This window comes from Cryobacterium sp. TMB3-10, assembly GCF_004402305.1.
GTDB lineage: Bacteria > Actinomycetota > Actinomycetes > Actinomycetales > Microbacteriaceae > Cryobacterium > Cryobacterium zongtaii.
In genome coordinates, this window is record NZ_SOGH01000007.1 from 175,264 (window position 1) to 199,373 (window position 24,110).

The following is a 24,110-nucleotide window of genomic DNA, read 5'->3' on the forward strand; positions in this document are numbered from 1 at the left end:
CCCCTACCGCCCAGCAGTGGTCGGTGTGCCACACCCACGGAGCCCACACCGCGGCAGATGGTTCCAAGCGGCACGGGCACTGCCTACCCCGTTCAACCGTGCTGCTTGATGCGAATGACCCCAATCTCGGGGCTCATCGCCATCTCTGCCGGCGGTGCCGTGCGGGGCCAGGTCCAGGCGGAGCGCAGGATGAAGGCCAGGATCAGCACCTCGACTCCGATGGTGAAGCCGTAGTAGAAGGCCCAGTCCCAGGACGCCCCGGCCGCGTTGAACACGCAGATGGGGATGAAAAGCACGGCAACGACGAGGTTCGTAGCACGGTTCACCCGGGCGGGCAGCGTCATGGAGAGCAGCACCATCAGGGTCGGGATCGCTATGAGCGCGAAGAAAATTGAAATCAATGTCCCGCTGATCTCGAACGCAAAGATGTCGCCTCCCCGGATTTCGTCGATTTCGCCGGGCTGGTAGAGGTGGAAGTAGTCGATGTATATGACGAGGAACATGAAGCTGGTCCAGGCTGCCGCGAGCTTGGCCTGCACTGAGATCCGCTGGTCTTCCAGCGCGGTGGTGGTGTGTTGACGTGTTTTCATCAGGTACTCCGTTGTTGTGGTGAGGATGGGTTGGTCCACGATCGCTGACGACGACCGCGGGCACTTTCTGTCCTTACGGTTGTAAGGATGAGAGCCATGCTAGCCTTACGTCCGTAAGTGCACAAGAATGGATCTATGGCATCGCGCACACCGCTCAGCAGGGATCGGATCATCAACGCCGCCGCCACCGTCGCTGATGGCGCGGGGGTCGCCGCCGTGAGTATGCGCAGTGTCGCGAAGGTTCTCGGCGTTGAGGCGATGTCGCTTTACCATCACGTGCCGAGCAAGGAGGCGCTGCTCGATGACCTGGCCGACTGGGTGTTCGCGAGGATCGAACTGCCCGAGGTCGGCGATAGCTGGCGGGAGGCGATCACCGCCCGGGCACGATCGGCACGGTCGGTGCTCACCGCTCATCCCTGGGCGCTGGGGATGATGGAATCGCGCCCCAATCCCGGCCCGGCGCTGCTGCAGCACCACGACCGGCTACTCGGCGTGCTCATGGCGGAGGGCTTCAGCGCCGCGCTCGCGACACACGCGTTCTCCGCGCTCGACGCCTACGTGTATGGGTTCGCGCTGACCGAGACGAGCCTGCCCTTCGAACCGGGGGACGGCGCCGAGGAGGCGTTCGCCGTCAAGGTCGCGGCGCCGGCGGAGCTGTATCCGCACATTGCGCGCTCGCGCGCCGAGCTGTTCGGCGGGGGCGGTTATGCGTTCGCGGACGAGTTCGACTATGGGTTGGAGCTGCTGCTGGAGGGCCTGGGGCGTCGGGTCGCCGACGCGAGCCCCGCGTTACCTGGGCGGGTAACGCATCCCTGATGGGCCTGAGTCAGCTCTACCCATAAGCGCTCGTCACAAGTCAGATTTCCAATCTCGACGCCCTGGGGTGCTACGGTATCCGAGGCCCACGCAGGGCCACGACAATCTTCGATCGAAGGCAGGTGAGCGGCCATGGCTGGTGATAGTCCGCGCTCCACTCCCTCGGCGAATGTCGTTTTCGCTCTGACCTTCTAGGCCGGGCGTCGCGCTGGGAGTGGCGCGCAACTGAACCTCCATTGCGAGGTGACCTCTGGTGCACCGTCGAATCCCGACGTCTGCCTAGTCACCTCCGGCTTGCTCACGTGCTCTCGTCGACCGAACGACGGAGTAGGACCATGGCACTCATCGACAACGGCATCTACGTGACCGGGCAGCGCACCTCCAGCCCCCACAGCCTCGACGAGACGTACCGCCAGTTGCGCGAGTGCGAGGGAATGGCGTGGATCGGCTTGTACCGGCCCGATGCAGACGAGATCCGCAGCGTCGCCGACGAGTTCTCGCTGCATCCGCTGGCCGTGGAAGACGCGCTCAAGGGCCACCAGCGGGCCAAGCTGGAGCGGTTCGGCGACACCCTCTTCGTGGTGCTGCGGCCGGCCTGGTACCTCGACGCCGAGGAGCGGGTGGAGTTCGGTGAGGTGAACGTGTTCATCGGGCCGGGCTTCGTGGTGACCGTGCGGCACGCCGAGAACCCCGACCTGGCCAACGTGCGCCGGCGGATGGAGCAGAACCCGGCCCTGCTCGCGCTCGGACCCGAAGCAGTACTGCACGCCGTGCTCGACGAGGTCGTCGACGCCTACTCCCCCGTCGTCGCCGGCCTGGAGAACGACATCGACGAAATCGAGAACCAACTCTTCGGCGGCGACCCGTCGGTGTCGCGGCGCATCTACGAACTGCTCAGCGAGGTCATCGACTTCCAGCGCGCCACCGGGCCGCTGCGCGGCATGCTCGAGGCGCTCCTTCGCGGCTCGGAGAAGTACCAGGTGGACGTGGAGCTGCAGCGCTCGTTCCGGGATGTGCTCGACCACGTGCTGCGGGTCACCGAGCACGCCGCCTCATTCCGGGCACTGTTGGAGAACGCGCTCACCGTGCACGCCACCCTGGTGACGCAGCAGCAGAACGACGAGATGCGTCGCCTCTCGGAGGCCGGGCTGGCCCAGAATGAGGAGACCCGACGGTTGTCAGAGGTGGGCCTGGCCCAGAACGAGGAAGTGAAGAAGATCTCCTCGTGGGCGGCGATCCTGTTCGCGCCGACGCTGGTAGGCACGATCTACGGGATGAACTTCGACAACATGCCGGAGCTGCACTGGCAGTTCGGGTACCCGGTGGCCGTGGCGGCGATGGGAGTGATGGGGCTGGGGCTGTGGGGGATCTTCAAGAGGCGGAAGTGGCTGTAAGGCTGGCTCCGAAACCGTGCAGGGCGCCGAAGAAGGCTTGGCTGGTTCGTCGCGCAACCTTCCGAAGCGAACTAGCGAACGGATGACCGCGCGCGGCCGGAGTACCGTTTAGTCGTGCCCCCTCGCCGCAAGTTCTCAGCCGTTTCACCCGCAGCGCGTGCGCGCTACGCGAAGCGCCGGCAACGACGGCTCGCCCGCGTCGACAACGACCTCACCGCGTCACAGTGGGCTGACCTCCTCGCCGCTTGGGGAGGGTGTGCATACTGCCAAGCAGAGAGCCCGGCCCTGCAGCGTGACTGCATCATGCCGATCTCTCGGGGCGGCCGGTACACCCTCGAGAACGTGGTTCCCGCCTGCCCGTCTTGCAACGCGAGCAAACACAACAACGAAGTCACCGGGTGGCTCCGGCGCAAGCATCTCGACGAGCGCGCGTTCCTGCTCCGTTACGCGACGATACTGCCGACGCTCCTCCCTACAGGTTAGGGCTGCCAACGCTCCTGGGCGCATGGCCCCGGGCGGGCGCTCTCTGCCATAGGTTGCCTCTTCGGGGGTTCGTGGGGCCACGATCGGCGGACGCTCTCTGCCGGCTATGGCTTGCACCTTAGACCTGCTGAATGGAGCTGGGCGGCGGCCGGCCCGCTGCGGCCGGGCAGGTACCGAAGCCGCCGTCGGGGAGCCTGGCCCGGCGACGCAAACCCGTGGCTGATACCTTTCAGCGGCACGCGGCCCAGGCTCGGCTGGTGCCCGATGCGAAGCTGTCTTCGCCGTCGATGACACTGCCGTGAATATTGGTCGGGGATTGATTTGATAAGCACCTGAACACGAGTAGCTTTGAGGAGTGGCTGAACGGTTCGGCTGCGTGCCCGGGGGAGGACGTTGCAATGGGTCCGGTCGCTGCAGACGGCGCAAAAGAGACTCTCGAAACGGTCGATGGAATTCTCCATCTGCGCTGGCAGCCCGGGGCTCACATTCAGATCGAAGATGCCCACCTCGCGATGGCGAAAGTTAACGACGCGTGCGGGAACGAACGTCGGGGCATGCTCGTCGATATGGCAGCGGTCGGGTCGGTGAGCCGAGAGGCCAGGTCCGTGTGGTCTATTCCCTGCAGCGCCTCGCGCATTGCTCTTCTGGGCAAATCACCTGTTGACCGAGTCTTGGCGAATTTCTTTCTCGGTGTGCACATTCCGCCGTGTCCGACCAAATTCTTTACCTCGCGCAGCGAAGCCATGAAATGGCTTACTGCCGGTGTCTAAGCGTGCAGAAGCGCTGCGCAGAGTGCGTCTTTGGGTGATATGAGCTCGGGAGACGACGCCGATGACCCTCGTTTGCAGCAGTTGGTGGAGGGGGTTGTCCGGTTGGCTGCCGGCGACCTGGACGCGCGGATAGAGCCGTCTGACTTGAGGGATGACATCGACGCTGTGATCACCGGCGTCAACCTCCTCGCCGAGGAACTCAGCTACATCTACTCGAATCTGGAACAGCAGGTTTCTGACCGTACCGCCATGCTGCGGCAAACTCAGGCCGAGCTGGAACAGATGGCAAAGACTGACGACTTGACGGGCCTTGCGAATAGGACCCTGCTCAACGAGCGAATCAACGAGGCAGTCCTGGCCAGCACGGACAGTGGAAAACCCCCGGCTGTGCTGGTGCTGGACGTGGATTCCTTCAAAGCCGTCAATGACGCTCTGGGCCATGGGGCCGGTGACGCAGTACTGATCGAGGTTGCCCGGCGCCTCAAGTGCGCCGTACGGGCCGTCGATACCGTGGCACGTCTGGGTGGGGATGAGTTCGCCATCCTCATCATCGAAGCGACGGAAGAGGAAGTCCTGAATATTGCGCACCGGGCGTCGGCGCAGCTTCAGGACAGCGTGCAGGTTGGAACCGAAACCGTCTGGGCGATGGCCAGCATCGGGGTGCGTATCGGCACGCCGGGCCATCCAGCTGAGTCGCTGATTCGGGATGCTGACATCGCCATGTACCAGGCGAAGGCGCATGGCCGCAACAACATCCAGCTGTTCCACCCCGACATGCTCGACTCTGTCCGTGAACGCTCACGCATCACAGCCGAGCTTCGTAACGCCGTCGCCGGCGGCGAGCTGGCGCTGCGTTACCAGCCGGTGGTTGAATTGGCCTCAGGAACAGTCATAGGTTTCGAAGCCCTCCTTCGGTGGCACCATCCGGTGCGCGGACTCATCATGCCGGATAGCTTCATTCCCATCGCGGAAGAAACCGGCTTGATCCTGGAATTAGGACGTTGGGTGCTTCACGAAGGAGTCGCCCAGTTGCGACGCTGGAGCGAAACCGAGCCTGAGCTCACAGACTTCTGCCTACACATCAATCTTTCCGCCGCCGAACTGCTGCGCGGTGACCTGCTGGAAGATGTCAGGGAGACGCTCGCTAGGAATCATGTGGCTCCGCCTCGATTGGTTCTGGAGATCACCGAGACCGTCTTGATGTCGAAGGGAACGGCGGAAGAACAGGTCTTGGGCGAGCTGCGAGATCTCGGTGTGGGGCTGCAAATTGATGACTTCGGCACCGGCTATTCGTCCATCAGCTATCTCCGAACGCTTCCAGCAGACACGGTCAAAGTCGACCGTTCCCTGATTCAGGACATGGCATCGGACCCACAGCAGCAGAAATTCGTTGCTGCCATTCTCCAACTGATTTACTCGGCGGGCCTGAAGGCGATCGTCGAAGGCATTGAGACCGCCGAACAGGCGATTCTGCTGCAGACGATGGGTTGCCTATACGGACAAGGCTATTTCTATGACCGCCCGCTACCGCCCGAGATGGTTCTGGGGAGGCTCAGGAGTCTCGCGCAGCGTCAGTAGAGTGAGATCATGTCAAAGCTTTGGGAGCAAATGCTACTTGTTCCATCGGTAGTGCGCCTCACCTCCCGGGCACCGAAGGACCCGTCAGCGGCGTGGGACGGGTACTGGCGCGGAATCCGCACCACCGGCCGTTCGGGAGACGTGCTGTGGGACTCCGGATCCCAGACCGAGCTCGAGCAGTACACCGACGCCGTCCTGGGACATTTCAATCCGGCTCTTCCCGTCATCGACATTGGATGTGGCAACGGAACCAATACCCGCTGGCTTGCTGGTCTTTTCCCGAGGGCTTTCGGCGTTGATGTATCGGTCGGAGCCATCGCGCTAGCGAGGCGGGAAGCCGCAGGCCTCCCCAACGTTGAGTTCCTGGCTATGGATGCAACGGAACCTGGTGCTGGAAAGCACCTGCTGGAGTCAGTGGGGCCTGCCAACGTTTTTGTTCGCGGAGTTTTTCATGTGCTGAAACCAGACCAGCAAGCCAACCTGGCTACCAACCTACGCACCGTTGTCGGGAACAACGGCCGGGTATTCCTAGCCGAAACCAACTTTCCCGGAAGCAGTCTCGCCTACCTGCAAGAGCTGGGCGCCACCCGGCGAAGCATGCCACGGCAGTTGCAAAGGGCATTGGAACACCTGCCCCGCCCCGGACATTTTGGCACGCAGGAACGGCACAACACCTTCCCGGACTCGGACTGGCACTTGATCGCCGACGGGCCGGCACACATCGAAGTGACTCCTATGAACGCCAACGGCCATTCGCAGCATGTTCCGGGATATTTCGCTCTATTAGCCGGCGCCTAAACACCTCGCCGTGAGCGCCTATGGCTGGTGATGGTCCCCGCTCCACTCCATCCGCGGGTGTCGTTTTCGCCCTGTGGCTCCTTCTCTGCTCAGCCCCGCTCGTGCACCGGTCTGGCACTCGCCGGGGGCTCTCCGACCTCTTGGATCGAATGGCCGCCGCAGGCCGTCTTGGTAACGCTGGCCCGTTCGATTCGAGACACGGTGAACCATCGCATTGCGTCGCGCAGTCGGCACCACCCGACCAGGTACCACTGGCCGTTCGCGCAGGCGAAGAGCACGGGTTCGACGTCGCGTGTGGTCGTGGTCCCGTCTCCCGATGTGTAACGAAGACGGAGTACTCGCTGCTCGGCCATCGCCTCCTCCAGTGCCGATCTGATTGCTCGTGAAGCGGAGGGCGGCGCGTTCACCCACACTCGGCCGGCCAGCTCGTCGGCTCGTGCTCGGGTTCGGGGATCGAGGACGTCCAGGATCTTCTTGATGCCGGCTGCGGCCAGATCGGCGTAGGGGGCATCGGACGCAGCGGACACGGCTGCCATGAGCGCCACGGCCTGCGACGGGGACAGGCTGACCGGCGGCAGGGACGCGCCTATAGCCAATCCGTAGCCGCCGCCCGGACCTGGGCGCGACCAGAGAGGCGCGCCGCTGTTCTCTAGCGCAGCGAGGTCTCTCTTGACGGTGCGCACCGACACTTCGAACTCTCTCGCCAGCCGCTCGGCGGAGCAACCCCGCGATCCGTTGCGGCGTAGCATCTCGGTCAACGCATGGAGTCGTTCTGTTCGCTTCACCGTTCGGCCCGCAGCAAATTCATGACATAAATAGTGACACACACCTGCCGGTAGTGCCAACGAGAGTAGTGACATGACAACTACATCGAGCAGTCCCACCATCATTCTCATCGCCGGTCACTGGCTCGGCGCTTGGGCGTGGGATGAAGTTCTTGAACACCTGAAGACCGACCTCTCTCGGGCAATCGCGCTGACTCTGCCCGGTCTCGACGGGGACGATCCTGAGCGTGCGGCGAAGACCCTCGACGATCAGGCCGCAGCGATCCTGGACGTCATCACTCGACTCAATGACTCTGAGCATCAGCCCGCGATCATCGTCGCTCACAGTGGCGCAAACGCCCCCGTCAGCCTCGTCCTGGACCGGCACCCCGAGCTTGTCCATCGGGTGGTGTGGGTCGATTCCGGCCCAGTGGCGACGGGAAGCGTCTACGCCCCCGACCTCCCGGAGGATATGGAGGAGCTTCCGCTGCCGCCGTTCGACGTTCTCGCCCAGCAGGCGAGCCTCGAAGGTCTCAGCGCAGAGGTCCTCGAGCGTTTTCGGGCCCGGGCGGTGCCTGAGCCCGGCCCCGTGCTTCGTCAGCCCGTCGAGCTCACGAACGACGCCCGTCGCATGGTCCCGACCACCCTGGTGTGCTGCTCGCTCCCGAGCGCGCAGGTGCTGGAGTTGGCCCGAGCAGGCCATGCCATGTTCGCCGAGGTCGCGAACCTCGCGCACCTCGATGTCGTCGACCTCCCGACCGGGCACTGGCCGATGTGGAGCCGCCCTGGCGACCTCGCCAAGGCCATTCGGTCGGCGGCATCCCGAATCGACTGAGCCCGCATGCGCGCGGCCGACCTCGCGAGTACCATTCCGGGCATCACTAATCCGTGACCGGCTCGCCAGCACTGCCAGCGCGGAGCCACCCAGAGGAACGCACCGTGCGCGCAGCCAACGAAGACAACAGCGGGACCGCGGCGGCAGGGATCGCCGCGAACACCAATCGGGCAGCGTTGCGTGCCGGTGGAATCACGGTGGTCATTGCCGGGCTCGGGGGTATCGCCTGGTTCACCCTCGAGCTGCTGCCACCGGTGCTCGGCTTCGATGACACCGACAACCCCGCGGTGAGCCTCGACTATCTGCGCCAGTATCCCCAGTTTTACCCTCTGGCCGGGGTCGCACTTGTCACCATGGCACTCGCATTCGTAGTGGCGAGTTTCGCCGTCTCGGACGCGCTCGCACCCCGCACCAGCAGCATCACGCGCCGAAGCCTGAGCGCGCTCGGAGTCCTGTCGGCGGCGTTCCTCTTCATGCACGGGGTCTTGCGCTTGTCGGTGGGGCCGTTGCTCTACATCGACGGAATGAACAGCAGCTGGGGTGAGTCCGCCTACCTCACCATTCAGACGTTGGGAATCCACGGTTTCGCCCAAGCGAGCCTCCTCTCGCTCTGTGTCTGGACCGTGGGCATCAGTGTCGCCGGGGCACGCTCCCGTGCCCTGCCGATTTGGCTGTGCGTCCTGGGAGTCGTCACCGGCCTCCGGCTCGTGGTGGTCGTCGCTGGTCCGATCCTGACGGCAGCACGTCTCGATCTGCCCGAGATTTTCTGGCTGGGCTCGATGGCACTGATTCCGCTGTCCATGCTGTGGTGGCTGGCGCTCGGGGTGGTGCTGCTGGTCACGTCTCGCCCCATCCGCAAGCGGAAACCTGTCGATTCGGTGCCGTGAGCTACGTCGAAGCGGGGGCTTGACCGCACAAAACCACGGCGCTATGTTCCGCCGTGTCGGTGTGGCACGCCTCGGAAGGAGTCCTCGGATGTCCCATGTGTTCTACGGTGTCTGGTTGGTTCGGCGGGGAGGTCTGGGTTGGGCCACGCACGAGGCGAAGTTCCCCACCCTCCCGATTTTGGCTCACATCCAGCTGAGCTCTGTTCACCTGCAGGACGGTGACAGGTTCCAAATGTTTCGACAACAGTATGCGCTGGCCTATATCGAGACGGTGAATACTCCCAGCGGAATCTGGGGGATCCCGAACCCGAACAAAGAGACGGACAACAACGTCTGGCTCACGACGGACCATCTCACATTCCAGCTGCAGGTCGACGGCGTCGTGACCGCTTCGGCGTTCGGTCTGATCCACGACCTGAGCCCGGGAGCAGGCAGCGAAGCCAAGGTGACCTACAGTCGGGATCTCGCCATCTTCGATGACGAGGGCCGGGTGCTGGGCACTCATCGAGTGGTGCAGCTGGAAGGCGGCGGGCGAATCGACCTTGACGACGTGCAAGAACGCGTGCTGGAGCGCGCCACGGCACGGTCCGATCGGCACGTCGATGTGGTTCCGGTCGACCTGGAGGGGATTCCGCCAGACGCCGAGTTCCGCATCAACCTGCGTACGCGCCGCCCGGCGCCTCCCCGCGGTTCAAGTCTGGGCTGATCGTTAGGGGTGATCTCGGGCGCTCCCCCGCTCTCGTTTACAGAAGGAGTGCGTGCAGGCGACGGACCTACTTGCCGGTTGCCGCAGCGACTTCGGGCTGGCTTGCCAGGTGCGCGGCGAGCACGTCCCGCACTGATGTCCAGGCATGGACGCCATAGCGGTCGTTGTCGACGTGGTGCAGCTGGGCCTGGCCGCTGAACATGCTCACGAAGTACTGCATGCCCTGCCAGGCGGGGAAGGTCGCATCCTCGCTCTTCGACAGGCGCCGCACACCCTTGGCCATCGCCGAGAGGGTGCCGGTGGTGCCGGCCCACTGCAGCGTGAATTTGGTGCCGGTCAGCTCCGACATCGTTTGGGCCACGCTCCGCGCGGTGACCCGGTCGCCGGCGATCTCCACGACCCGGGGCGAGTCGGGGTCGAGGGCGACGAGAGCCACGACCCGGGCGACGTCGTCTTTGGTGGTGAAGTCGAGGATCTGGTCGGCCGAGGACCAGTACATGACTTTGCGGCGACCGAACGCGATCATCGGCGCGGTGCCGGTGAGCATGTCGGCAAACGCACCATTGAGAACGGAGGTGACCTTGATCGGGGCCGCGTCGAGGTCGGCGGCGAACTCGCGGCGCAGCTCGAAGTTGCGATTGGTACCCAGCGCGATCTGGCGGTAATCCGACGAGTAGTCCGAGGGGATGAACCGGGGCACGCCGGCGGCCACGGCCGCGGCCAGCAGCGCGCGCTGCGCATCCACGATCACCGGTCGGGTTCCGCTCACGGCCGACACGACAACGTCGGAGGCGGAGACGGCTTGGGTGAGCGCCGCGTGGTCGGTGTACTCGGCCGTGACGATGTCGACGCGATCGTTGGCGGCGTAGAGGCCGGCGGCCGAGGCGCTGCCCGGTCGGGTGAGCACGCGGATGCGGGTGTCGTGGGTGAGCAGTTCGCGCACGATGCGCTGGCCGAGGTCACCGGTGGCGCCGGCGACGAGAACGGATGTGGTCATGGGCGGGTCTCGGTTTCTGTCGTGGTCTGGGGGCGGCGGCGGGATCGCTCCGGGGCCGGCACCGGAAGGTTGAGGTCGGAGTTGGTGTCGGGGAGGGAAGCCGGGGTGGCGCCGGCGCCGAGAGCGGCCTTGGCCAGCAGCTGCCGCAGTTGGTTTTGTTCGTCGGTGGACAGACCGCCCATCAGGGCGCCTTCAACCGTGCGGAGAGCCACGCGGGCCGTGCGGAGCAGCGCGTGGCCCGCCTCGGTGGGGTGCACCTGACGGACGCGCCGGTCGCGCAGACCGGGGCGCCGCTCGACGAGCGCATCCGTCTCGAGCGCATCGATGATGTAGGTCATCGCGGTCTTGTCGATGCCGAGCCGGTGCGCCAGCGCGAGCTGCGACGTGGGCTCTTCGGTCGTGACCGCCACGAGCACCTGGTAGCCGCGGGGACCGCCTGGGACATCGGCCACGGCGACGCTGCCGGCCCGGGAGTAGCCATGGAACATCAACGCGAGCGACCAGCCCAACTCGGTCTCGATGCCGTTGCTGGTCCAGTCGATCTGCGCCGCGGCATCCGTGGGCGAGGTTGGGAGTGATGCGTGCATGCAGAGATCGTATCAGTTTCAGATCATCTCAGCGCCAGAAGGTATCTGTGGAGGCACCGACCTCTAGGGTGAACAGCATGGGGCAAACATGGGGACTTCGATGGGTTGGCGTGGTTGGGCTTCCGGTCGCGTTGGTGTTGAGCGGATGCACATCGACTGCAGATGCGGTCTCGCCGCCACCGGCTACCGCCTCCGACTCTGCGACAGATTCGGCAGATGACCAGGCGTCGGATCTCAGCGCGTTCGAACAGCAGCTGCCGCTCAGCGGGAAGTTCGTCTCGCAAGCAACGGCCACTGAAGGCACCGTCGACATTGAGCGCCGTAGTGACGGGTCCGTCTGGGTCTTGCTGGACGACTTCCACACCGGAGACGCGTCAGACCTGCGTCTGTATCTGAAGGAAGACGCGCTGGTTCAGGATGCGGACGGGTACTGGGGCTCCGCCGAGGGCGGTTACGAAATTGCCGTGATCGATCCGGACGCGACGACCCAAGAGATTGAGGTTCCCGGCGCGTGGGACATGCCGGAGATCCGTTCGCTCACCGTCATGGACTACACCCCGCCCGACTTCCCCGCACTGGGTTCTGTCGCGCTCGACTGACGGCGTGAATTCAGGTTCGCGGCGGGTGGCCAGGCCCGGCCGGCGGCTGCGGATGAGCCTCGGCGCGGGTGAGCTCATCGGGGTGATCACGTTCGGATTGCTGATGGTCGGCGGCATGGTGTCGCTCTTCTACTAGCCCTGACCCGCTCCCGGGCCCGGCCGGGGCTGGGGCCCCAGAACGGCACGAGAACGGGACGGTCGGTGGCTCGACCGGAACCGGTCCGGCGGTCCTTCCCACAACTGGCCATAGCAAAGGACCATCGCTGCTGGAAGGGTTGTTTCCATCGAGCATCCGCTCGTCGCAGCCGTCGATAGTGCAGTCGCACTGCCCGAGTTCTGCGCCACCGATTGAACGGACCGCTCATCTCCTCCACCGCTTCCCACCCCGCGCCGACCGACTTCGACTTCGTCATCGGCGACTGGACCGTTCACCACGAACGCTTGGACGGGATCTTCGTCGGCGCCGACACCTGGACGGCATTCGAGGGGCTCTCCTCCACGAACAAAATCCTCGGTGGCCACGGCAACCTCGAGGACAACCTCCTTAGGCATCCGTCGGGCGACTTTCATGCGGTGGCGCTGCGCTCCTACTCCGTCGCCGATGGCGAGTGGAGCATCTGGTGGCTCGACGGACGTAACCCCACGCAACTCGATACGCCCGTGCGCGGAGCGTTCAGGGATGGTATCGGAACCTTCCTGGCGGAGGACGTGTTGGAGGGAGTGCCCATCCGCGTGCGCTTCATCTGGGATGCGACCGGGCTTCAGCCCACGTGGGAGCAGGCGTTTTCGAACGATGCGGGCCTGTCGTGGGAGACGAACTGGCGAATGACGTTTCGGCGCGCGTAGCCGTCAGGCCCGGGGCGGCCGTTGGTTGCAAACGCAGTCGGCCCGCGGGGTCTCGACAAGCTCGGCCAACGGCGAGGGGCGTGGCATCGAGATCGATTCAGCCCGCCTATTCGATCCAGCCCATCTCGTCGAGCCGGTCTAGGAAGTCGGCCGGGCCGGCGAAGACCCTCTCGGCACCGGCCTGTACGAGCAGCTCTCCGGCGATGCCGCCGGTGAGCACCCCGAACGAGCGCACACCCGCGCTGGACGCGGCCTTGATGTCCCACTCCGAGTCGCCGACGAAGACGGCCTCCTGGGCTTCGACACCGGCACGGTCGAGAGCCACTCGCACGATGTCGGGGTTGGGCTTGGCCACATCCACGTCGTCGGAGCTGGTGGTGGCATGGATGGCGTCGTCGGCGTTGATCAGATCAAGCAGGACTTCCAGCTCATCCTCGGGCGCGGAGGTGGCGAGCACCACGATGATGCCCTCGTCGTTCAGGGCTTCGAGCAGTGACCGGGCCTCCGGCAGCAGCCTGAGCCTCGGGGCGAGAGCCTTGTAGTTCTCGGCGTGCAGGTCTTTGGCGCGGGTGATCCAGGCCTCGTCCTTCTCCCCCACCAGCGAGGTCAACAGCTCACCGGCATCCTGCCCGATGGAGCGGTGGATGAGCCAGGCCTCGACGTCGACGCCGAGAGTCTGGAAGGCCTGATGCCAGGCGTCGACGTGCAGGTAGTTGGAGTCGACCAGGGTGCCGTCGATGTCGAAGAGCACGGCCTGGGGCGCATGTGTGGTCATCGGGTGCTTTCGTCGAGCAGTCGGGGGCGGAGGTCGTTTTCGAAGAAGTCGAAGAAGCCGTCTTGGTCGGGGCCGGCGTTCATGAGGGCGATGTGGTCGAAGCCGGCCTCGGTGAATTCACCGATCACCTCGAGGTGTCGCTCCACGTCGGGGCCGCAGGCGAACTGCTCGCGGATGTCGTCCTCGCGCACGGTGGCGGCCGCGGCCTCGAAGTTCACCGGGTTCGGCAGCTCGCTCATCACCTTCCAGCCGCTCAGCGCCCAGGCATTGGTACGGTGGGCGGCCGTGACGGCTTCTTGCTCGGTGCGCGCCCAGGCGAGCGGCGCCTCGGCGTAGAGCGGGCCGGTGCCGCCGGCCTCGCGGTAGCCGGTGACCAGGTCGGCCTTGGGCTCGGTGGCGAACAGGCCGTCGCCGTGCTCGGCGGCGAGCGCCACGGATTTGGGCCCGCTCACCGCGACGGCCAGGGTGGGCAGCACGTCGGGCAGGTCGTAGATGCGGGCGTCTTCGAGCTTGAGGTACTTGCCGTCGTAGTTTTGGAAGCCGCCCTTCCAGAGCAGGCGGATGATGTCCAGCGCCTCGTTGAAGGTGGCGTGCCGCTCGTGGATGCCGGGGAATCCCCGGCCCACGATGTGCTCGTTGAGGCGCTCGCCCGAGCCGACGCCGAGGGTGAAGCGACCATCGGAGAGAAGCGCCAGGGTGGCGGCGGCCTGCGCGATGATGGCCGGGTGGTACCGCACGCTCGGGCAGGTGACGCCCGTGGCGAGTTCGAGGGTGGTGGTCTTCGCGGCGATGGAGCTGAGCACATTCCAGACGAAGGGTGAATGGCCCTGGGCCTCCACCCAGGGGTGGAAGTGATCGCTCATCTCCACAAAATCGAAGCCGGCCTGTTCGGCGCGCACGGCTTGGCGAACAAGTTCCTGAGGTCCGAAGCTTTCAGCGATCAGCTTGTATCCGATTTTCATCCTTCGACGCTACGCAGACGGATGCGCCGGTGCAAGCCTTTGCGGCGGCATCGGCTCGGTCCACTCCACCCGCACGGCACGGATGGCGTCGGCGAGGGTGAGCCCGCCGAGCGCGGCGATGTACTCACGCGCGGCCGCTCGGGCCTCGGCGGGCAGGGGCGTCACATCGCGCACCCGGGTTCCCGAGCGGTTGGAGACGAGCAGGCCGTCGGATTCCAGCTCCGAGTAGGCGCGCGCCACGGTTCCGGGGGCGAGCCGCAGGTCGCCGGCCAGTTGGCGCACGGAGGCGAGCTTGTCGCCGGGCGCGAGGTTGCCGGAGAGGATCTCGTCGGCGAGCTGCTGCCTGATCTGCTCGAACGGCGGGGTGGGGCTGGCCTCGTCGATGGTGATCATGCGCGCGTGGTCGGCTCGGCGGGCTGGAGGGTGCTGGGCGCGGGGCGCACGGTGAACGGCGGCGTCACGGCATCCAATACGGCCAGCAGCAGCAGAGCCACACCGATGCCCACCACGATGAGCCCGACGCAGAAGAGGGTGAGCGCCACCGTGAACCACGGTTCGATCTCGGCGTAGCTGCCGTCGAACCACTGCCCGCTCGCCGCGCTCATAGCCCTGCCGCCCATGAACATCAGCCCGCCCAGATAAACGATGAACGTGCCGGTGGTGAGCTTCACGATCACCCGGGTGATCAGCAGTCGCATCACCTGGTCGGCCTCGCGCAGTGTCGTGTGGGTGGGGCGGGCGGATGCGGCGACCCGCGCCAGTGCCGTCGCGGCCGCGATCGCGAGGGCCACGGTGACGAGCAGCACGGGCACGCCGTAGTACCAGCCGGGGTACGGGGTCGCGGTGCTGCTATAGGCGCCGCTGTCGATGCGGATGGCGCGGAACAGGCCGTCCTCCGACGCCTCCGACGTGACTCCGAAGGCGACGATCGCGCCGAGCAACAGCACCCCGGCGGTGGCCGGCAGCACCCGCGCCCAGGCCGGTGCGAAGCTCCAGGGGTGCCGCGGCGCGAGGTCGGCACTGCGTTGACTACCGGATTCCGCCACCGGCACCCCGGGCAGGGCGGCGATGACGAGCAGGCCGGCCAGGCTCATCAGGGCGGGGACCAGGAGGAAAACCAAGTCGTAGCCGGCGGGCATCGCGTGGTCCACCGCAACGGCCAGGGCACCCACCACAACCGCCGCCGTGGTCGCGAGGGCTGCACGACGCCGGAAGGCGCGCCTCGCGGCGTGCAGGCTGGGCGCCAAACCGGCCGGCACGGTGACGCGCCGGAACGCCTCGGTGGAACGCAGCCGAGCGACCGCCAGCCAGACGAGGGCCAACGCGGCGATGATGACGACGAGCGGGATGAGACCCATGAGCGGCACCCTTCTGTACCAAGTGGTCAATACAGTATCAGGTGTGTCAGGTGATTGATACAGCGCCGTGCCGGACGAGTCGACGGACGCAGAGGCGACTTGCTTTTGCAAGCGAACGCACTGGTAAGGTTAGGCAACCCTTATGACCGCGCCGGACTGGACCTCTGCGCACGGCCGACGGGTGCGGCATCACAGCTGCCGCCGGTCCGTCCCTGACCCCTGCATCACGATCACGAGGAAAACCATGCCCCGCGCATCCACTCTCATTGCCTTCTCGGCCGCCGCCGTGCTCACCCTGGGCCTGGCCGGCTGCTCCACCTCCCCCGCCGCCGACACCGCCGAGGCCGCATCCGGCGACTTCACGCCGGTCACCATCGAGCACGCCTTCGGCGAGACCGTCATCGAGGCCAAGCCCGAGCGCGTCGCCACCGTCAACTGGGCCAACCAAGAGGTGCCGCTGGCCCTCGGCGTGGTGCCGGTGGGCATGGCCGCCGCCACCTGGGGCGACGACGACACCGACGGCATGCTGCCCTGGGTGAAGGAGAAGCTCGACGAGCTTGATGCAGAGACCCCCGTGCTGTTCGACGAAACCGACGGGATCGACTTCGAAGCCGTCGCCGACACCAAGCCCGACGTGATCCTGGCCGCGTACTCCGGCCTCACCCAGGAGGACTACGACACCCTCACCGCCATCGCACCTGTCGTGGCCTACCCGGAGACCGCCTGGGGCACCTCCTGGCGCGACATGATCTCGCAGAACGCCGCCGGCATGGGCATGGCCGCCGAGGGCGACGACCTCATCGCCGAACTCGAGACCGAGATCGCCGCCACCGCAGCGAAGTACCCGTCGCTCGAGGGCAAGACCGCGATGTTCCTCACCCACGTGGACGAGGCCGACCTCAGCGAGGTCAGCTTCTACACCACCCACGACACCCGCACGATGTTCTTCGACGACCTCGGTATGGAGAGCGCACCGAGCATCATCGAGGCCTCCGACGCCACCGACAAGTACTCCCTCACCGTGAGCGCCGAGCAGTCGGATGCGTTCAGCGACGTGGACCTCATCGTCACCTACGGCGGCGCCGACCTGGTCGCCACCCTCGAGAGTGACCCGCTGCTGTCGCAGATTCCCGCGGTGGCCAACAAGTCCATCGTGAACCTCTCCGGCGACGGCCCCATGGGCACCGCCGCGAACCCCACCCCGCTGTCGATCTCGTACATCCTCGACGACTACGCCGCCCTGCTCGCCGCGGCGGCCGACAACGCTAAGTGACCTCGACAACCACTGCTTCATCAGCCGCTTCGAGCGTCGCCACCGTGCGACGCCCGAAGCGGCTGCGGTCGTTGTGGTTGCTCGCCGCGCTCGGGGTACTCGCCCTGCTGATGCTGGCCTCGATCACCATCGGCTCCCGCGCGGTGGGCTGGGACGACATCCTCGCCGCGCTCGGCGGCGCCACCGACGGCTTCGACCGGGCCGCGGTGGCCACCCGCATCCCCCGCACCCTGCTGGCCGTGGTCGCCGGGGCCGCCCTGGGCATGTCCGGCGCGGTGATGCAGGGCGTGACCCGCAACCCGCTGGCCGACCCGGGCATCCTGGGCGTGAACGTGGGCGCGGCACTGGCCGTGGTCAGCGGCATGGCCTACTTCGGCCTCACCTCCGCCTCGTCGATGATTTGGGTCGCGATCGTCGGCGCCGGCATCACCGCCGTGTTCGTCTATACGATCGGGTCGCTCGGCCGCGGCGGCTCCACCCCGCTCAAACTGGCACTGGCGGGTGCGGCCACCTCCGCGGCGCTGGCCTCATTCGTCACCGCCGTGGTTCTGCCCCGCAACGACATCGCCGGCGGGGTGCGGTCCTGGCAGATCGGCGGCGTCGGCGGCGCCACGATGGAGAGCATCCGCCAGGTGGCACCGTTTCTCCTAGTGGGCTTCGTGCTCTGCTTCCTTTCCGCCCGGGCGCTGAACTCGCTCGCGCTCGGCGACGACCTCGCCGCGGGGCTGGGCGAACGCGTGGCCGTGGCCCGCGCCGCCGCCGCGCTTGGCGCCGTCGTGCTGTGCGGCTCGATCACGGCCGTGGCCGGGCCGATCGGTTTCGTCGGCCTCGTCGTGCCGCACGCCTGCCGGCTGCTGGTGGGCGTTGACCACCGCTGGCTGCTGCCGTTCTCCGCGGTGCTCGGCGCCGCGCTGCTCACCGGCGCCGACGTGCTCGGCCGCATCGTGGCGCGGCCCAGCGAGATCGACGTTGGCATCATCACCGCCCTGATCGGCGCCCCGTTCTTCATCTACATCGTGCGCCGACGCAAGGTGCGTGAGCTGTGAGCGCCGCCGTTGCCGTGAAGCCGCTGTCGACAGCGGATGCGGTGGCCCGCAGCCGCGCGCGCCGCGGCATCCGTCGTCGCCGGGTGATCACCGTGCTGGCGTTGGCTATCGCCGTCGGCTACCTCGTCAGCCTCATGGTCGGCCAAACCATCTACTCCCCCGCCGAGGTGCTCGCCGTGATGCTCGGTCAGGACGTGCCCGGCGCCGGTTTCACCGTGGGCCGGCTGCGGCTGCCGCGGGCGACCCTGGCCGTGCTGGCCGGGCTGTGTTTCGGGCTGGGTGGCGTGACCTTCCAGACCATGCTGCGCAACCCCCTGGCCAGCCCCGACATCATCGGTATCAGCTCGGGCGCCAGCGCCGCGGCCGCGTTCGCGATCATCGTGCTGGGGCTGGGTTCGACCGCGGTGTCGGTGGTCGCGATCGTGTGTGGGCTGGCCGTGGCGCTGGCCGTCTACGCGCTCGCGTACAAGGGCGGCGTGGCCGGCACCCGGCTGATTTTGATCGGTATCGGTGTGGCCGCGATGCTCGACAGCATGACCGCGTACGTGCTCTCCCAGGCCGCCGAGTGGGACCTGCAGGTGGCCATGCGCTGGCTCACCGGCAGCCTGAACGGCAGCACCTGGGCGCAGACCCTGCCGGTGTTGGCCGCGCTGATGGTGCTCGCGCCGGTGTTGCTCGGGCAGTCCCGCAACCTGTCGATGAGCCAGCTCGGTGACGACACCGCATCCGCTCTGGGGGTGCGGGTGGAGCGGTCTCGGGTGATTCTGATCGTCGCCGCGGTGGGACTGATCGCGTTCGCGACCGCGGCGGCCGGGCCGATCGCGTTCGTGGCGTTCCTGGCCGGGCCGATCGCGTCGCGAATCGTGGGGCCGGGCGTCTCGCTGCTCGTGCCGGCCGGGATGGTGGGCGCACTGCTCGTGCTCGTGGGCGACTTCGCCGGTCAGTACGCGTTCGGCACCCGGTTCCCGGTGGGCGTCGTCACCGGCGTGCTCGGGGCGCCGTACCTGATCTACCTCATCATCCGCACCAACCGCGCCGGAGGCTCCCTGTGACACTCATTCATACCCTCACGGTGGAGAACCTCACCCTCGGCTACGGCGACCGCACCGTGATCGACGGCCTCGACCTGGTCATGCCGACCGGCCGGATCACCGCGATCGTGGGCGCGAACGCCTGCGGCAAGTCCACCCTGCTGCGCTCGATGTCGCGGCTGCTCGTGCCGCGCGGCGGCCAGGTGCTGCTCGACGGCACCCAGGTGCACCGGATGCCCGCCAAGGAGCTGGCCCGCACGATGGGGCTGCTGCCCCAGTCGCCGATCGCGCCCGAGGGCATCACCGTGGCCGACCTGGTCGGCCGGGGCCGCAACCCCCACCAACGGATGTTCTCCCGCTGGAGCGCTCTCGATGACGAGGCCGTCGCCGCTGCGCTGGATGCCACCGACACCGCGTCGTTGGCTGACCGGTCCGTCGACGAACTCTCCGGCGGGCAACGCCAGCGGGTGTGGATCGCGATGGCGCTGGCCCAGCAGACCGACCTGCTGTTGCTCGACGAGCCGACGACGTTCCTCGACGTGAGCCACCAGGTGGAGGTGCTCGACCTGCTCACCGACCTCAACCGGGCCCGCGGCACCACCATCGTGATGGTGTTGCACGACCTCAACCTCGCCGCCCGGTACGCCGACCACCTCATCGCCCTGGCGGATGGCCGGGTGCACGCGGTGGGCGAGCCGCACGAGGTCCTCACCGAGGAGACCGTGCAGGCGGTCTTCGGGCTGTCGAGCCGGGTGCTGGTCGACCCGACGTCGGGCCGCCCGATGATGCTGCCGATCGGGCGGCACAACGTGGTGGTGCCGGTCTAGCGCTCGTCTCGGGGTCGAGCTCGTCGAGGCCACGGTCGGCCCAAGGTATGCGGGTCACGCGCCTAACGCGAATCGGGCATCCGTTGCGCCGGCCCAGCCGGCACGGATGCCCCCGCACTCACCCCGGCTGCACGTCAAAGACGCTCATCGGAGCACCGCCACCGTCGCCGGTGAACAACGACGGCCCGTGCACAACCTGCCGGGCCGTGGGCCGGATCGCGGTCAGATGGTGCCGGGCGCGGTGCTCCTCGAAGGCCAGCAGGTGCAGGTATCCGGCGGCGGCCTCGTCGACCGGGGTCGGCTCGGTGGCGGATGCAGCGGCGAACGTGACCTCGACGCGGCGCGGCAGAGTGCCGGCCACCGCGGTGACCGTGCTCCCGGTGCTCGCGTGCACGGCCTTCTCGATGCGCGCGAGGGCGGCCGAGTCGAGGCCGGCCCCGCCGGAGCGGGCCAGGAGCATCTGCCCGCTGGCGTTCCGGACTCCGGTGTCGGGCACCGCGGTCCAGCACACGGTGGCCGGCTCTGCCCCGAGGTCAGTCAATGCGTCGCGCAGGCCCCCCTCGATGGCGGGCATGTCCACGGCCAGCCCGGTGAAGGTCTCGACGCGGCCCTCGGCATCCTCGGGGAGGTCGAGATCGACGATGATGCCGACCCAGTCTTGGGCGGCGGCGGGAGTGCTGTGGGCGATGAAGTCGTCGGTGTCGAAAGTGCTGATCTTCTCGGCCACGGCGAGGGAGAAGTCCTCCAGGTGCCGCCGCAGCGCCACGGTCTGCCGCCACCGGTCGAAGGGGAAGTCCGGTGCCGAGGGCAGTTCAGCCAGCGGCACCTGGGCGCGGCGCAGGAGATCGACGGTCGCGCCGTGTTGGAGCTGCTGCCGGGCGTAGTAGCGGTACCCCGACCCGGGGTCGACCCACGCCGGCGTCACGATCCCCCGTTCGGCGTAGAGCCGGAGTGCCTTGGCGGTGAGTCCGGTCATCGCCTGGAATTCGCCGGCGGTCAGGTCATCGGTCATGGTGCTCCTGGCTCTGGGTTGATGGGTGTCTCCCCATCATGGGCGTCGCCCCTGGGGCGAGGTCAAGCCGGCGGCGGGGTCTCGACAAGCTCGACCGACGCAAGGGGGACGTTCCCGAGGTCGGGTCGCGCGGTCTCTACGAGCACGGGCGACGAGCACGGGCGACGAGTCGTTGGAGGACCCCGAAACCCGTTTCAGCCTCGGGTCCTTCCCAACCTCCCCTGCTATGGTCACTCCCTGGCCGCGCCGCCACTCGGGCGTGCGAGCCGGTCGATAAGAGCGAGGTATGGCACGTGAGAATCCCCCAGTCCCGAGGTCCGGTGAGCGCCGCCCTGCTTGAACTCCTGAAAACTTCTCCTACTGCGGCCGAGACTGACCTCGCCACAACGCTGCGCGAGCTCACCGCCGCAGCCCTGGGCGAAACCGCCGACATCCTGCAGAATGATGACCTGCAGACCGCCCTGTTCCTGGCCTACGAGCTGCGCTACAGCGGCCTGCGCGGCGTCGACGACGACTGGGAATGGCACCCCGAGGTGCTCGCGCTCTGCGCCGGCATCGAACTCGAGTTTGAGAAGGCCCTGCGCGAACGCGCCCCGATGCCCGAGCTGCCCGCACCCGGCGTGGAGAGTGTCGCCGCCGCCCTGTTCGAGCTCACCGGGTCAGACACCGGGCCGAGCGTCTCGCGGTACATGGCGAAGAAGGCCACCGACGAGCAGGCGCACGAGTTCCTCATCCTGCGCTCGATCTACCAGCTCAAGGAGGCCGACCCGCACAGCTGGGCGATCCCGCGCCTGCGCAGCCGGGCCAAGGCCGCGCTGGTCGAGATTCAGGCCGACGAGTACGGCGGCGGCCGGTTCGACCGCATGCACTCTGAGCTGTTCGCCCGCACGATGCGCGGCGTGGGCCTGGACGCCACCAACGGTCACTACGTCGACGTGGTGCCGGCGATCACGCTGGCCTCCAGCAACATGATGACGATGTTCGGCTCCCACCGCCGGCTGCGCGGCGCCATCGCCGGGCACCTCGCCGCGTTCGAGATGACCTCGTCCCAGCCCAACCGGCTCTACGGCAACGGTTTCCGTCGGCTCGGCTACGACAAGGACGTCACCTTCTACTTCGACGAGCACGTCGAAGCGGATGCTGTGCACGAGCAGATCGCGGCCCGCGACCTGGCCGGTTCCCTGGCCACCGACGAACCCGCGCTGCTCGAGGACGTGTTCTTCGGGGCGGCGTCCGGCCTCTTCGTGGACGGCCTGGCCGGCACCCAGCAGCTCGATGCCTGGACCGCCGGCACGTCGGCGCTGCGCGTCGCGGACTCCGCGAGCCTGCCGGCATGACCGAGCCCGACGAGCAGCCCGCCACTCGGTGGGACGACCAGTGGGCCGATCAGCCCGCTGCCGGTGCGGACGAGCCCGTGAGCATCACCGCGTACCCGAATGGTCCGCTGCTGGTGCGCGGCACCTTCGAGATCCTCACGCCGTCGGGCGAGGTGATCCCGCCGCGGCGCAAGACCGTGGCGCTGTGCCGCTGCGGGGTGTCGACGCTCAAGCCCTTCTGCGACGGCAGCCACAAGGCGATCGGGTTCAAGACCGAGCAGGAACCGCCGGCTCCGCAGCCGCCACTGTCCGCCTAGTCGGCTGATCGCCTGATCGCCTGCTCGTCGGTCGAGCCTGTCGAGACCTCCTGAGAGGTGCGCCAGCCGCCGCAGCCCTCGACACAACGGCATTGTTCTACTAACATTGCAAACATGTTGTTTCGTGTAGATCCGGCCTCGACGGTCTCGCTTGCCGAGCAGCTCGCCGTGCAGGTGCGAGCCGGCGTCGCCGACGGCACGCTCGCGCCGGGCACCCGGCTGCCGCCGGCCCGGGAGCTGGCCAGCGCGCTCGACATCAACATGCACACGGTGCTGCGCGCCTACGCCCAGCTGCGCGACGACGGGATCCTCGAGATGCGCCAGGGCCGTGGCGCCTCTGTGCGAGCGGATGCGGGCGCCGGCACCGTGCGCCTCGTCGAACTCGCCGACGCGTTGCTCGCCGAGGCGCGCAAAATGGGGGTCGCCCTGCCCGACGTCATCACCCTGATCCAGACGAGAGGCTGACCATGCCCACCCGAACCATCCCCGAGGCCACACCCGCGCTCACCCCGCACGCCACCGGGCGAGAACGGTTCGCCGCCGCCACGCTCTGGCTGCCGGTGGTCGCCATCTCGTTGACGGCCACGCTCTGGTACGACCGGCTGCCGGCCGTGCTGCCCAAGCAGTGGAACGGCGCGGAGATCACCTCGACCGCCGGCACCGAGGTCATGATCGGCATCACGGGCACCATCGCGCTCCTCGCCGCTCTGGCGGGGCTGGTCGCCCTTTCCGACGCCGCGGCCGACATCCGTCGTGGCCTGGTGCTCGCGGCCGGCTGCGCCGCGGGTCTGGCAGCCGGCGTCTGGTTGGTGGTCGCCGGCCTAGTCATCGCCACCGGCTCAGCCGAACCGGAGGCGGGCGCCTGGCCGCTGTTCGCGGTGCTGGCCCTCGGCTACGGGCTGATCCCCTTCGCGCTGTCACCGCGCCGCCCGCACCGCCGCGAGCTGGCGGCAACCGCCGGCCCGACTTCGGTCCCGCTGGGCGCCACCGAGTCCGGCGCCTGGTTCACCACCGTGACCGTGCCGATGTTCCTCTGGCTGGCCGGCGGGCTGGCAATCGGCGCGGTCGGACTGACAGTCTTCAGCATCCTCGAGGACGGCGCCGGCACGGGCGGGGTCCTCACGTTGCTGCTGGCGGCCGGCATCTGCCTCACCTTCGCCCGACTGCGAGTCAGCGTGGACCGTCGGGGGCTGCGAGTCGTTTCGAGCCTGTTGCGGCTGCCGATCAAGCAGATCGCGCTCGACCAGGTCGCTTCGGCGCGCGCCGAGACCATCCGTCCGCTCGAGTGGGGCGGCTGGGGTTACCGGATCCTGCCCGGCCGCTCGGCCGTGGTGCTCACGAGCGGCCCCGGCATCGTCGTCGAGCGACACAACGGCACCCTGTTCGCCGTGACCGTGCCCGACCCCGAGCTGCCGGCCGCGCTGCTGACCACCCTCGCAGCGCGCTGACCACGTCTGCATTCTCATTTGCGGACTTCCCGCCGTCGCAGCGCCCACGAAGGGGGATGTCCGCAATTGAGTGACGGCGGTGCCGCAACCCGCAC

The 24,110-nt window shown here is 67.3% G+C and carries 29 protein-coding genes; 20 read left to right on the top strand and 9 right to left on the bottom strand.

The features are described from left to right. Window positions 1–92: 92 nt before the first annotated feature. On the bottom strand, window positions 93–590 hold the full coding sequence (locus tag E3T22_RS03445) for a DUF6326 family protein (protein WP_088456906.1): 498 nt from the start codon (window positions 588–590) through the stop codon (window positions 93–95). A gap of 135 nt (window positions 591–725) precedes the next feature. On the opposite strand from E3T22_RS03445, the gene E3T22_RS03450 reads away from it, so the two are divergent. From E3T22_RS03450 to E3T22_RS03475, 6 genes are all read left to right on the top strand, one after another. After that, window positions 726–1,406, top strand: coding sequence for a TetR/AcrR family transcriptional regulator (locus tag E3T22_RS03450; RefSeq protein ID WP_134480346.1), 681 nt, complete (start codon window positions 726–728; stop codon window positions 1,404–1,406). 335 nt (window positions 1,407–1,741) lie between these two features. Continuing rightward, window positions 1,742–2,800: a magnesium and cobalt transport protein CorA gene (locus E3T22_RS03455; protein ID WP_088456908.1), complete on the top strand. Its 1,059-nt coding sequence runs from the start codon at window positions 1,742–1,744 to the stop codon at window positions 2,798–2,800. Window positions 2,801–2,914: 114 nt separating this feature from the next. Next, window positions 2,915–3,283, top strand: a complete 369-nt coding sequence (locus E3T22_RS03460; RefSeq protein WP_134480347.1) for an HNH endonuclease — start codon at window positions 2,915–2,917, stop codon at window positions 3,281–3,283. 398 nt (window positions 3,284–3,681) lie between these two features. Further along, window positions 3,682–4,053, top strand: coding sequence for an STAS/SEC14 domain-containing protein (locus tag E3T22_RS03465; RefSeq protein WP_103461756.1), 372 nt, complete (start codon window positions 3,682–3,684; stop codon window positions 4,051–4,053). 39 nt (window positions 4,054–4,092) lie between these two features. After that, window positions 4,093–5,631 (top strand): bifunctional diguanylate cyclase/phosphodiesterase, encoded by a 1,539-nt coding sequence (locus E3T22_RS03470; RefSeq protein WP_134480384.1) that lies wholly within the window; start codon window positions 4,093–4,095, stop codon window positions 5,629–5,631. A 9-nt stretch (window positions 5,632–5,640) separates the two neighbouring features. Further along, window positions 5,641–6,429, top strand: a complete 789-nt coding sequence (locus tag E3T22_RS03475; protein ID WP_134480348.1) for a class I SAM-dependent methyltransferase — start codon at window positions 5,641–5,643, stop codon at window positions 6,427–6,429. 89 nt (window positions 6,430–6,518) lie between these two features. Here E3T22_RS03475 and E3T22_RS03480 read toward each other — a convergent pair whose 3' ends face one another. Beyond that, on the bottom strand, window positions 6,519–7,214 hold the full coding sequence (locus tag E3T22_RS03480; protein WP_134480349.1) for a YafY family protein: 696 nt from the start codon (window positions 7,212–7,214) through the stop codon (window positions 6,519–6,521). Between the two features lie 73 nt (window positions 7,215–7,287). Between E3T22_RS03480 and E3T22_RS03485 the strand changes: the two genes are divergently transcribed. The 3 genes from E3T22_RS03485 (at window position 7,288) to E3T22_RS03495 (ending at window position 9,621) form a co-directional block, all read left to right on the top strand. Beyond that, window positions 7,288–8,028 (top strand): alpha/beta fold hydrolase, encoded by a 741-nt coding sequence (locus E3T22_RS03485; protein ID WP_134480350.1) that lies wholly within the window; start codon window positions 7,288–7,290, stop codon window positions 8,026–8,028. A 104-nt stretch (window positions 8,029–8,132) separates the two neighbouring features. Beyond that, window positions 8,133–8,915, top strand: a complete 783-nt coding sequence (locus E3T22_RS03490; protein ID WP_166789255.1) for a DUF4386 family protein — start codon at window positions 8,133–8,135, stop codon at window positions 8,913–8,915. 88 nt (window positions 8,916–9,003) lie between these two features. Further along, window positions 9,004–9,621, top strand: a complete 618-nt coding sequence (locus E3T22_RS03495; RefSeq protein ID WP_103430123.1) for a hypothetical protein — start codon at window positions 9,004–9,006, stop codon at window positions 9,619–9,621. Window positions 9,622–9,688: 67 nt separating this feature from the next. Here the strand turns inward: E3T22_RS03495 and E3T22_RS03500 are convergent, their stop codons facing one another. Together E3T22_RS03500 and E3T22_RS03505 are read right to left on the bottom strand one after the other, a co-directional pair. Further along, window positions 9,689–10,618: an NmrA family NAD(P)-binding protein gene (locus E3T22_RS03500; RefSeq protein WP_134480352.1), complete on the bottom strand. Its 930-nt coding sequence runs from the start codon at window positions 10,616–10,618 to the stop codon at window positions 9,689–9,691. Beyond that, on the bottom strand, window positions 10,615–11,205 hold the full coding sequence (locus E3T22_RS03505) for a MarR family winged helix-turn-helix transcriptional regulator (protein WP_134480353.1): 591 nt from the start codon (window positions 11,203–11,205) through the stop codon (window positions 10,615–10,617). The genes E3T22_RS03500 and E3T22_RS03505 overlap by 4 nt, the downstream gene beginning before the upstream one ends. A gap of 47 nt (window positions 11,206–11,252) precedes the next feature. Here E3T22_RS03505 and E3T22_RS03510 point away from each other — a divergent pair, with 47 nt between their 5' ends. The 3 genes from E3T22_RS03510 to E3T22_RS03515 all read left to right on the top strand — a co-directional run bounded on the left by E3T22_RS03510 (window position 11,253) and on the right by E3T22_RS03515 (window position 12,650). Beyond that, window positions 11,253–11,804: a hypothetical protein gene (locus E3T22_RS03510; RefSeq protein WP_134480354.1), complete on the top strand. Its 552-nt coding sequence runs from the start codon at window positions 11,253–11,255 to the stop codon at window positions 11,802–11,804. A 4-nt stretch (window positions 11,805–11,808) separates the two neighbouring features. Continuing rightward, window positions 11,809–11,940 (top strand): hypothetical protein, encoded by a 132-nt coding sequence (locus E3T22_RS19455; RefSeq protein WP_255453180.1) that lies wholly within the window; start codon window positions 11,809–11,811, stop codon window positions 11,938–11,940. 212 nt (window positions 11,941–12,152) lie between these two features. Next, window positions 12,153–12,650 carry a hypothetical protein gene (locus tag E3T22_RS03515; RefSeq protein ID WP_198415081.1) on the top strand — a complete coding sequence of 166 codons (498 nt, stop codon included), beginning with the start codon at window positions 12,153–12,155 and terminating at the stop codon, window positions 12,648–12,650. A gap of 106 nt (window positions 12,651–12,756) precedes the next feature. Here the strand turns inward: E3T22_RS03515 and E3T22_RS03520 are convergent, their stop codons facing one another. From E3T22_RS03520 to E3T22_RS03535, 4 genes are read right to left on the bottom strand one after another with little or no spacing between them, the layout of a single operon-like run. Then, window positions 12,757–13,425 (bottom strand): HAD family hydrolase, encoded by a 669-nt coding sequence (locus tag E3T22_RS03520; protein WP_134480355.1) that lies wholly within the window; start codon window positions 13,423–13,425, stop codon window positions 12,757–12,759. Next, complete coding sequence (locus tag E3T22_RS03525) at window positions 13,422–14,387, bottom strand: TIGR03557 family F420-dependent LLM class oxidoreductase (protein ID WP_134480356.1); 966 nt, start codon at window positions 14,385–14,387, stop codon at window positions 13,422–13,424. Before E3T22_RS03525 ends, E3T22_RS03520 begins: the two co-directional genes overlap by 4 nt. Before the next feature lie 9 nt (window positions 14,388–14,396). Continuing rightward, the gene (locus E3T22_RS03530; RefSeq protein WP_103430130.1) at window positions 14,397–14,780 is read right to left on the bottom strand and encodes a GntR family transcriptional regulator; all 384 of its coding nucleotides are present in this window, start codon (window positions 14,778–14,780) and stop codon (window positions 14,397–14,399) included. Then, window positions 14,777–15,745, bottom strand: a complete 969-nt coding sequence (locus E3T22_RS03535; RefSeq protein WP_134480357.1) for a hypothetical protein — start codon at window positions 15,743–15,745, stop codon at window positions 14,777–14,779. The genes E3T22_RS03530 and E3T22_RS03535 overlap by 4 nt, the downstream gene beginning before the upstream one ends. Window positions 15,746–15,989: 244 nt before the next feature. Here E3T22_RS03535 and E3T22_RS03540 point away from each other — a divergent pair, with 244 nt between their 5' ends. The 4 genes from E3T22_RS03540 to E3T22_RS03555 are packed head-to-tail and all read left to right on the top strand — an operon-like array spanning window position 15,990 to window position 19,922. Further along, window positions 15,990–17,018, top strand: coding sequence for an iron-siderophore ABC transporter substrate-binding protein (locus tag E3T22_RS03540; RefSeq protein WP_134480358.1), 1,029 nt, complete (start codon window positions 15,990–15,992; stop codon window positions 17,016–17,018). A 44-nt stretch (window positions 17,019–17,062) separates the two neighbouring features. Continuing rightward, window positions 17,063–18,064, top strand: coding sequence for an iron ABC transporter permease (locus E3T22_RS03545; RefSeq protein ID WP_241979966.1), 1,002 nt, complete (start codon window positions 17,063–17,065; stop codon window positions 18,062–18,064). Beyond that, window positions 18,061–19,116 carry an iron chelate uptake ABC transporter family permease subunit gene (locus E3T22_RS03550; RefSeq protein ID WP_103478624.1) on the top strand — a complete coding sequence of 352 codons (1,056 nt, stop codon included), beginning with the start codon at window positions 18,061–18,063 and terminating at the stop codon, window positions 19,114–19,116. The genes E3T22_RS03545 and E3T22_RS03550 overlap by 4 nt, the downstream gene beginning before the upstream one ends. Beyond that, entirely contained in the window at window positions 19,113–19,922 is an 810-nt protein-coding gene (locus E3T22_RS03555) for an ABC transporter ATP-binding protein (protein WP_103478623.1), read from the top strand. The genes E3T22_RS03550 and E3T22_RS03555 overlap by 4 nt, the downstream gene beginning before the upstream one ends. A gap of 118 nt (window positions 19,923–20,040) precedes the next feature. On the opposite strand, the gene E3T22_RS03560 is transcribed toward E3T22_RS03555, so the two are convergent. After that, a complete protein-coding gene (locus tag E3T22_RS03560) occupies window positions 20,041–20,934 on the bottom strand; it encodes a MerR family transcriptional regulator (protein WP_134480359.1) in 894 nt (297 codons plus the stop codon). A gap of 293 nt (window positions 20,935–21,227) precedes the next feature. Here E3T22_RS03560 and E3T22_RS03565 point away from each other — a divergent pair, with 293 nt between their 5' ends. The 4 genes from E3T22_RS03565 to E3T22_RS03580 all read left to right on the top strand — a co-directional run bounded on the left by E3T22_RS03565 (window position 21,228) and on the right by E3T22_RS03580 (window position 24,015). Next, window positions 21,228–22,271, top strand: a complete 1,044-nt coding sequence (locus E3T22_RS03565) for an iron-containing redox enzyme family protein (protein WP_241983581.1) — start codon at window positions 21,228–21,230, stop codon at window positions 22,269–22,271. Next, window positions 22,268–22,567 (top strand): CDGSH iron-sulfur domain-containing protein, encoded by a 300-nt coding sequence (locus E3T22_RS03570; protein ID WP_103478620.1) that lies wholly within the window; start codon window positions 22,268–22,270, stop codon window positions 22,565–22,567. The genes E3T22_RS03565 and E3T22_RS03570 overlap by 4 nt, the downstream gene beginning before the upstream one ends. Window positions 22,568–22,681: 114 nt before the next feature. Further along, entirely contained in the window at window positions 22,682–23,032 is a 351-nt protein-coding gene (locus E3T22_RS03575) for a GntR family transcriptional regulator (protein ID WP_134480360.1), read from the top strand. A 2-nt stretch (window positions 23,033–23,034) separates the two neighbouring features. Next, window positions 23,035–24,015, top strand: coding sequence for a hypothetical protein (locus E3T22_RS03580; protein ID WP_134480361.1), 981 nt, complete (start codon window positions 23,035–23,037; stop codon window positions 24,013–24,015). Window positions 24,016–24,110 lie beyond the last annotated feature (95 nt).

Excerpts from the sequence above, each read along its gene's own strand:
- E3T22_RS03495 (WP_103430123.1), top strand. The coding sequence starts at position 9,004 with ATGTCCCATGTGTTCTACGGTGTCTGGTTGGTTCGGCGGGGAGGTCTG.
- E3T22_RS03530 (WP_103430130.1), bottom strand. The coding sequence starts at position 14,780 with ATGATCACCATCGACGAGGCCAGCCCCACCCCGCCGTTCGAGCAGATC.
- E3T22_RS03455 (WP_088456908.1), top strand. The coding sequence starts at position 1,742 with ATGGCACTCATCGACAACGGCATCTACGTGACCGGGCAGCGCACCTCC.
- E3T22_RS03525 (WP_134480356.1), bottom strand. The coding sequence starts at position 14,387 with ATGAAAATCGGATACAAGCTGATCGCTGAAAGCTTCGGACCTCAGGAA.
- E3T22_RS03500 (WP_134480352.1), bottom strand. The coding sequence starts at position 10,618 with ATGACCACATCCGTTCTCGTCGCCGGCGCCACCGGTGACCTCGGCCAG.
- E3T22_RS03570 (WP_103478620.1), top strand. The coding sequence starts at position 22,268 with ATGACCGAGCCCGACGAGCAGCCCGCCACTCGGTGGGACGACCAGTGG.
- E3T22_RS03535 (WP_134480357.1), bottom strand. The coding sequence starts at position 15,745 with ATGGGTCTCATCCCGCTCGTCGTCATCATCGCCGCGTTGGCCCTCGTC.
- E3T22_RS03450 (WP_134480346.1), top strand. The coding sequence starts at position 726 with ATGGCATCGCGCACACCGCTCAGCAGGGATCGGATCATCAACGCCGCC.
- E3T22_RS03575 (WP_134480360.1), top strand. The coding sequence starts at position 22,682 with ATGTTGTTTCGTGTAGATCCGGCCTCGACGGTCTCGCTTGCCGAGCAG.
- E3T22_RS03470 (WP_134480384.1), top strand. The coding sequence starts at position 4,093 with ATGAGCTCGGGAGACGACGCCGATGACCCTCGTTTGCAGCAGTTGGTG.
- E3T22_RS03485 (WP_134480350.1), top strand. The coding sequence starts at position 7,288 with ATGACAACTACATCGAGCAGTCCCACCATCATTCTCATCGCCGGTCAC.
- E3T22_RS03560 (WP_134480359.1), bottom strand. The coding sequence starts at position 20,934 with ATGACCGATGACCTGACCGCCGGCGAATTCCAGGCGATGACCGGACTC.
- E3T22_RS03580 (WP_134480361.1), top strand. The coding sequence starts at position 23,035 with ATGCCCACCCGAACCATCCCCGAGGCCACACCCGCGCTCACCCCGCAC.
- E3T22_RS03475 (WP_134480348.1), top strand. The coding sequence starts at position 5,641 with ATGTCAAAGCTTTGGGAGCAAATGCTACTTGTTCCATCGGTAGTGCGC.
- E3T22_RS03520 (WP_134480355.1), bottom strand. The coding sequence starts at position 13,425 with ATGACCACACATGCGCCCCAGGCCGTGCTCTTCGACATCGACGGCACC.
- E3T22_RS03505 (WP_134480353.1), bottom strand. The coding sequence starts at position 11,205 with ATGCACGCATCACTCCCAACCTCGCCCACGGATGCCGCGGCGCAGATC.
- E3T22_RS03465 (WP_103461756.1), top strand. The coding sequence starts at position 3,682 with ATGGGTCCGGTCGCTGCAGACGGCGCAAAAGAGACTCTCGAAACGGTC.
- E3T22_RS03445 (WP_088456906.1), bottom strand. The coding sequence starts at position 590 with ATGAAAACACGTCAACACACCACCACCGCGCTGGAAGACCAGCGGATC.
- E3T22_RS03540 (WP_134480358.1), top strand. The coding sequence starts at position 15,990 with ATGCCCCGCGCATCCACTCTCATTGCCTTCTCGGCCGCCGCCGTGCTC.